Annotated in this window: 5 protein-coding genes; all 5 read right to left on the bottom strand. The window is 70.8% G+C overall.

Annotated features, from left to right (window positions below):
- Nucleotides 1–81 precede the first annotated feature (81 nt).
- Nucleotides 82–1,500, bottom strand: a complete 1,419-nt coding sequence (gene purF, locus D1643_RS09055; RefSeq protein ID WP_160710311.1) for an amidophosphoribosyltransferase — start codon at nt 1,498–1,500, stop codon at nt 82–84.
- Nucleotides 1,500–3,110 carry a CTP synthase gene (locus D1643_RS09050; protein ID WP_160710310.1) on the bottom strand — a complete coding sequence of 537 codons (1,611 nt, stop codon included), beginning with the start codon at nt 3,108–3,110 and terminating at the stop codon, nt 1,500–1,502. Before D1643_RS09050 ends, purF begins: the two co-directional genes overlap by 1 nt.
- Nucleotides 3,111–3,319: 209 nt before the next feature.
- Nucleotides 3,320–4,156, bottom strand: a complete 837-nt coding sequence (locus D1643_RS09045) for a glutamate synthase (protein ID WP_236643507.1) — start codon at nt 4,154–4,156, stop codon at nt 3,320–3,322.
- Nucleotides 4,143–5,648 carry a glutamate synthase-related protein gene (locus D1643_RS09040; protein WP_160710309.1) on the bottom strand — a complete coding sequence of 502 codons (1,506 nt, stop codon included), beginning with the start codon at nt 5,646–5,648 and terminating at the stop codon, nt 4,143–4,145. The genes D1643_RS09045 and D1643_RS09040 overlap by 14 nt, the downstream gene beginning before the upstream one ends.
- A complete protein-coding gene (locus D1643_RS09035; protein ID WP_370520327.1) occupies nt 5,645–6,850 on the bottom strand; it encodes a glutamine amidotransferase family protein in 1,206 nt (401 codons plus the stop codon). The genes D1643_RS09040 and D1643_RS09035 overlap by 4 nt, the downstream gene beginning before the upstream one ends.
- Between the last annotated feature and the right edge of the window lie 254 nt (nt 6,851–7,104).

The raw sequence follows: 7,104 nt of genomic DNA, 5'->3' as shown, positions 1-7,104 counted from the left end.
CGGCCGGCCGAGGCCCTCGGCGCGCCCGGCACGGCGCCGGCCCTCAGGCCCCCGCGGCCGCCCGCCGCTCCGCGCGGAGCCTCACTCACCCTCGGAGAGCTTGCGCTCGAAGCGGTTCTTCGGCGCGCAGGCGGGCACGGCGGTGGGATAGCGCCCGTCGAAGCACGCCGCGCACACGCCCGCGCCGCCCACGAGCTCGCCGAGCCTTTCCGCCGGCAGGTAGCCCAGGCTGTCCGCGCCGAGCTCGCGCGCTATCTCCGGCACGCTGCAGCGGCATGCGATCAGGTGCTCCTCGGAGTCGATGTCGGTGCCATAGTAGCAGGGATGCAGAAACGGCGGCGCGGATATGCGCAGGTGAACCTCGGCGGCGCCGGCCTCGCGCAGGAGCCCGACGATGCGCCGCGCCGTGGTGCCGCGCACGATGGAGTCGTCGACGAGCACCACGCGCCGCCCGCGCACGCACTCCCCCATCGCCGAGAGCTTGAGCCGCACCTTGTCCAGGCGCGCGCTCTGCCCGGGCGAGATGAACGTGCGCCCGACGTAGCGGTTGCGCACGAGCCCCATGCCCCAGGGGATGCCCGAGGCGCGCGCGTAGCCAAGCGCCGCGTCGAGCCCCGAGTCGGGCACGCCCACCACCACGTCCGCGTCAACCGGATGCTCCTCGGCGAGGATGGCACCCGCGCGCAGGCGGGCGGCGTGCACCGACACGCCGTCGACGACCGAGTCGGGGCGCGCGAAGTAGATGTACTCGAACACGCACGAGGCCCGCGGGGCGCTTTGGCAGTGCTCGCGGCGCGACTGCGGCCCCTCGGCCGTGAACACGATGATCTCGCCCGGCTCGACGTCGCGCAGGAACCGGGCCCCGACCGCGGCAAGGGCGCAGCTCTCGGAGGCGACCACGTAGACGCCCTCGTCAGTCACGCCGTAGCACAGCGGGCGGAAGCCGTGGGGGTCGCGCGCGCAGATGAGCTTCTGCGGCGACATCAGCACGAGCGAGTACGCGCCCGCTATCTCGTCCATCGCCGCCGACAGCGCGTCTTCTATCGAGGGGCAGCGCAGCCGCTCGCGCGTCACCACGTAGGCGATGGTCTCGGTGTCGCTCGTCGTGTGGAAGATGGCACCCGCCAGCTCAAGCGCGCAGCGGAGCTCGTCGGCGTTGCTGAGGTTGCCGTTGTGCGCGAGGGCCATGTGGCCCTTGCGGTGGTTGACCTCGATCGGCTGGCAGTTGGCGCGCACGCGGGCGCCGGTGGTGCCGTAGCGCACGTGCCCCACCGCCAGGGAGCCGCGCGGCAGGCGGGCGAGCACGTCGGGGGTGAGCACCTCGCCCACCAGGCCGAGGTCCTTGTGCGACGTGAACACCCCGTCGTCGTTCACCACCACGCCGCAGCCCTCCTGGCCGCGATGCTGGAGGGCGAACAGGCCGCCGAAGACCATGCTCGCCACGTCCGTGGGGCCGGGCGCGAACACGCCGATCACACCGCATTCCTCGTGGATTCCCATCACGCGCCCTCCCGCGAGCGGGCGCGGGCCGCGCCGATGAAGCCCTGGAAGAGCGGATGCGGGCGCGTCGGGCGGCTCTTGAACTCGGGGTGGTACTGCACGCCCACGAAGAACGGCTCGTCCGGCAGCTCAACCGCCTCCACCAGGCGCCCGTCGGGAGAGGTGCCCGACGCCCGCAGGCCCGCGTCGGCGAGCACGGCGCGGTACTCATCGCTCACCTCGAGCCGGTGGCGGTGCCGCTCGGCCACGAGGCGCTCACCGTAGCAGCGCTCGAGCACGCTGCCCGGCGCGATGGCGCACGGATACGCCCCGAGGCGCAGGGTGCCGCCCTTCTCCAGATCGGCGCTCTGCCCCGGCATGAAGTCGATCACCTTCTGGGGGCACGCCTCGTCGAACTCGCCGGAGCCGGCCTGCGCAAGCCCCGCGACGTTGCGGGCGAACTCGATGACCGCCGCCTGCATTCCCATGCAGATGCCGAGGAACGGCACGCCCTCCTCGCGGGCGTAGCGGGCCGCGCTCACCATGCCCTCGACGCCGCGTGACCCGAAGCCGCCCGGCACGATGATGCCGTCAAGGCCGCCCAGCCGGCGCGCGCACGTGCTCGCGTCGAGCTCGCCCGAGTCAACCCAGTCTATCGCCACCCGCACGCCGTGCGCGTAGCCGGCGTGGCGCAGCGCCTCGGCAACCGAGAGGTACGCGTCGTGGAGCTCGACGTACTTGCCCACGAGCCCGATGCGCACCTCGTCCCGCGCGCCGACGATGCGGCCGACGAGCGCCTCCCACTCCCCCAGGTCCGGCTCGGGCACCTCGAGCATCAGCCGGCGGCACGCCGCGCGGGCCAGGCCGGCGCGCTCGAGCATGAGCGGGGCCTCGTAGAGGCTCTCGAGCGTGCGGTTCTCGATGACGCAGTCGGGCCGCACGTTGCAGAACAGGGCGATCTTGGAGAACACGGCCTCGTCGAGGGGCCGGTCGCAGCGCAGCACGATGATATCGGGGGCCACGCCGAGCCCCTGGAGCTCCTTTACCGAGCGCTGCGTCGGCTTGGACTTCTGCTCGCCCGACCCCTGCAGGTAGGGAACGAGCGTCACGTGGATGAACAGGCTGTCCTCAGGCGCGCTCTCAAGCGAGATCTGGCGGATGGCCTCGATGAAGGGCTGCGACTCGATGTCGCCGACCGTGCCGCCGACCTCGGTGATGACGACGTCGGCCCCCGTGCGCCGGCCGACCTCGTAGACGCACCGCTTGATTTCGTCGGTCACATGGGGGATGACCTGCACGGTTGACCCCAGGTACGCGCCGCGCCGCTCCTTCTCGAGCACGGTGTGGTACACCTTGCCCGCGGTGAGGTTCGAGAAGCGGTTGAGGTCCTCGTCGATGAGGCGCTCGTAGTGCCCCAGGTCGAGGTCGGTCTCGGCGCCGTCCTCGGTGACGTAGACCTCGCCATGCTGATAGGGGCTCATCGTTCCCGGGTCGACGTTGAGGTACGGGTCGAGCTTCTGCGCCGCCACGCGCAGGCCGCGCGCCTTCAGCAGGCGGCCGAGGGAGGCGGCCGTGATGCCCTTGCCCAGGCCCGACACGACGCCGCCCGTCACGAATATGTACTTGGTCATGCGCTCACCTGCCCTCAGCCCCGCACGGCGCGCCCGCGGCGGCCATGGCCGAGCCCGGGCGAGCCCCCTCGTCGGCGGTCGCCTCCAGCGGCCGGCGCTCCTTTGCCGGGGGCATTGCCCCCGCGGCACGGCCGCCGGGCACCCGGCTTCCGAATTCCTCCGGAACGTTCATGTCAGCACTTCCCTTTCCTTGATTGGCGGACTTCCGATCAGCGAACGTACAGGCTCGCGTAGGGGCGAGATGAGGCGGGGGCGACGCGGAGGAACCCAGGCGCCTCCTCGCTCACGCGATACCCCAGCTCAGAGGCGAACAAGCGGTCATACTCCGCGAGCAGGGGCCCGAGGACGGCCAGGTCGGCGTCGTCGACGCGCGAGAGCACCACCTCGTCTGACAGCGCGCCGGCACGCGGCGGCCGCCTCAGGTAGATGACGCCGCCGTGCATGCCGCGCGCGAGGTAGTCGCCCGTCTCGCCGAGCACCACGAAGACGCCGCCCGCCATGTACTCGCCGAGGAAGCTTCCCGCGTCCTTGCCCACCACCACGACGGGCTGGCGCGCATCGTAGGCCTTCATGTGGATGCCCGCGCGCCAGCCGCAGCCGTCGCGGATGAACACGCGGCCGCCCCGCATGGCGTAGCCGGCCGCATCGCCGCAGCGCCCGTGCACGATCACCTCGCCGTCGTTCATCGTGTTGCCCACCTGGTCCTGGGCGTTTCCGAGCACCTCGACGGTGCCGCCGTCCATGAAGCAGGCGAGGTCGTTGCCGGGCGTCCCGTGGATCTCCAGGCGCTTGCCCGCAGGCAGCGCGCAGCCCAGGTAGCGCTGGGCCCGCACGTCCTCGAGCACGACGTCGTCCGTCCGATCGAGCGCCTGGCGCACCTGCTCGTTCGCCTCCTTGAAGTGAAGCGCCCCGAGCGTCACGTGCTCCGTCGGCGCAGACGAGGGATCGGAAGAGGATGGCCGCGCGTCGGCCGAATTCCCCGCAGCGGCCTCGGCGGGCGCCATCGGCGCCGCCCCCGCAAGCGTCCTCGCGTCATTCGCCTGCATGTTTCACCCCCAGAATCTCGAGCTCGCGGTCGGTGAGGCCGATGCCCCGCAGCATGAGGCGGTTACCCCGCAGGCTGTCGACCGCGTTGATGCCCATGCCGCCCATCATCTCCTGGATCTCGTGCGTCCAGGCGCGCACCAGGTTGACCACGCGCTCGGCCCCCTCCTCGGGGTCGAGGCGCTCCACCAGCTCGGGACGCTGCGTCGCGATGCCCCAGTTGCACCTGCCGCGGGAGCAGTCGCCGCACTGGTGGCAGCCCAGCGCGATAAGCGGGGCGCTTCCGCACGACACCGCGTCGGCGCCGAGCGCGATGGCGCGCACCACGTCGGCCGAGGTGCGGATCGAGCCGCTCGCCACCACGCTCACTGTCGAGCGGATTCCCTCGTCGCGCAGGCGCTGGTCGATGGAGGCGAGCGCGAGCTCAACCGGCACGCCCACGTTGTCGCGGATGCGCTTGGGCGCCGCCCCCGTGCCGCCGCGGAACCCGTCGACCACGATGACCTCCGCACCGGCGCGGGCCATGCCGCTCGCGATGGCGGCGGCGTTGTGGACCGCCGCGATCTTCACCGCCACGGGCTTCTCGTAGCGCGTGGCCTCCTTCAGCGAGTAGACGAGCTGGCGAAGGTCCTCGATCGAGTAGATGTCGTGGTGGGGCGCCGGCGAGATGGCGTCCGCGCCCTCGGGGATCATGCGCGTGCGCGACACCTCGGCCGTGATCTTCTCGCCGGGCAGGTGCCCGCCGATGCCGGGCTTCGCCCCCTGGCCGATCTTTATCTCCACCATGGCCCCGGCGTTGAGGTAGCGGGGATCCACCCCGAACCGGCCCGAGGCCACCTGGACCACCGCGTGGTCGGCGTAGCGCTCGAGGTCGCGATGGAGCCCGCCCTCGCCGACGTTGAACAGCGTGCCGAGCTCGCAGGCCGCCATGGCGAGCGCCCGCTGGGTGTTGAGCGACACCGAGCCGAAGCTCATGGCGGAGAACATGATGGGCACGTCGAGCTTCACCTGCGGGGGCAAGGGCGACCGAAGCGCCCGGGCGCGCTCGTCTATCTCGAGCGCCACGGGGCGGCCGCCCAGGAACACGCGGGTCTCCATCGGCTCGCGCAGGGGATCGATCGAGGGGTTGGTCACCTGGCTCGCGTTGAGCAGCAGGTGATCCCAGTACACCGGGTAGGGCAGCGGGTTTCCCATGGAGGAGAGCAGCACGCCGCCTGACGCGGCCTGCGTGGCGATGTCCTGCATGTACTCGAGCGTCCACACCGCCGACCCGCCGTCGACCTGCGGCCACCGCGTGATCGTCAGGGCGCGCGTGGGGCACGTCAGCACGCAGCGCAGGCAGTTCACGCACTTCCGATGGTCGGCCTTGGGCACCTTCTCGCCCGGGCGGGCGACATGCACGCCGTTGGCGCACTCGCGCACGCAGATGCCACAGCCCACGCATTCCTCAGCGTCGCGGCGCACCTGGTAACGCGGGAGAGCGAAGTCGATCATAGTCCGCGGCCCTCCTCTCTTCGCGGCAGCACGCCGGTCTCGTGCGCCAGCGGCGCATGGCGCGGGCGGCTCCAGACGTCGTGGTCGTTCTGGCGACGCGCCACCTCGTCGAGCTGCACGACGAAGGGCTCGCCTCCCTCGATCGGGCGGATGTTCTCCGCGTCGGGGCACACCGCCTCGATGGCAGCCTGCTCGCTGGCCAGGTACACCATCGAGCCCTTCTCCCCCGCCATGAGGGCACGCAGCTTGAGGCGGTCGTTGATGGCGAGGATGCCCTCCTCCGATCCCAAGATCACCGAGAAGGGCCCGTTGACGAGCGCGCTGGCGTACACCGTGCGCAGGGCCGTCTCGAACGCGGCGTCCTCGGCCGGCATGCGATCGATGGCATCCCAGCTCGGAGCCGTCATGATGTGCGCCGCCATCTCCGGAGACAGGCCGTCGCGGCGGCAGAGCAGGTCGAACAGGTAGGTGATGACCTCGGTGTCGGTCTGAAGCTCGCACGAGTAGCCGAACTGCTCCACGTAGCGCCGGTTGGCGTCATAGCTCGACACCTCGCCGTTGTGGACGACCGACCAGTTCAGAAGCGTGAACGGATGCGCGCCGCCCCACCAGCCCGGCGTGTTGGTGGGAAAGCGCCCGTGCGCCGTCCACGCCCAGGCGCGATACTCGTCGAGCCGGTAGAACGCGCCGATGTCCTCGGGGTAGCCGACCCCCTTGAACGCGCCCATGTCCTTGCCGGAGCTGGCCACGAACGCCCCGTCCACGCTCTTGTTGATGCGGACGACGTGGCGCATGACGTATTCCGCCTCGTCGACCCCGCTCATGTTGAGGCGCATGGTGTGCGGGGCGACGAAGTAGCGCCACAGGTCGGGGGGATTCTTGATGGACGCGACGGGCTCGGTGGGGATGCGCTCCTGCTTCTCGCACATGAAGTACGTGTCCAGGTACGCCTCCACCTCGGCCCGCGCGTCCCGGCTCTCGTACATGACGTGGAACGCGTAGAGCTCCCGGTAGGCGGGGTATATCCCGTAGGCAGCGAATCCGCCGCCGAGCCCGTTGCTCCGATCGTGCATGAGCTCGATGGCCTTCACGATGTCCGACCCGTCGTGCCGGGCGCCGCTGCGGTCCATGATGGCCGCGATGGCGCATCCTGACGGGATCCGCACCGCGCCCTCCCGCAGGCGTGAATCCAGTGGGGTCACACCAAATGGCATCTCTCGCATGTTCACCTTCTTTCGCATTCAATGGAAAGGAGGTTACCGCGCCCATGTTTCCCGCTCGTATTGCCTTTGTTACACCCTTGTTTCGGTGCGTGCAGAAAGGCCCGGCGCGAGGCGGCAAGCGCTCGGCGTGTTTGAAATGACGCCTGGTCAGAGGGGGTCGCAGCGCGGATGGCCAGATGTGCCGGCTCGCGGCTTCGCCGGGGGGGCTTCGCCGGGGGGGGCTTCGCCGGGGG

Origin of the sequence: Enterorhabdus sp. P55, assembly GCF_009911695.1 — a bacterium.
Taxonomy (GTDB): Bacteria; Actinomycetota; Coriobacteriia; order Coriobacteriales; family Eggerthellaceae; genus Enterorhabdus.
The sequence above is the reverse complement of the archived record's forward strand: the minus strand, read 5'-3'. Positions and strand labels throughout refer to the sequence as shown.

Coding starts and splice junctions, on each gene's coding strand:
- purF (WP_160710311.1), bottom strand. CDS start 1,500: ATGGGAATCCACGAGGAATGCGGTGTGATCGGCGTGTTCGCGCCCGGC.
- D1643_RS09050 (WP_160710310.1), bottom strand. CDS start 3,110: ATGACCAAGTACATATTCGTGACGGGCGGCGTCGTGTCGGGCCTGGGC.
- D1643_RS09045 (WP_236643507.1), bottom strand. CDS start 4,156: ATGCAGGCGAATGACGCGAGGACGCTTGCGGGGGCGGCGCCGATGGCG.
- D1643_RS09040 (WP_160710309.1), bottom strand. CDS start 5,648: ATGATCGACTTCGCTCTCCCGCGTTACCAGGTGCGCCGCGACGCTGAG.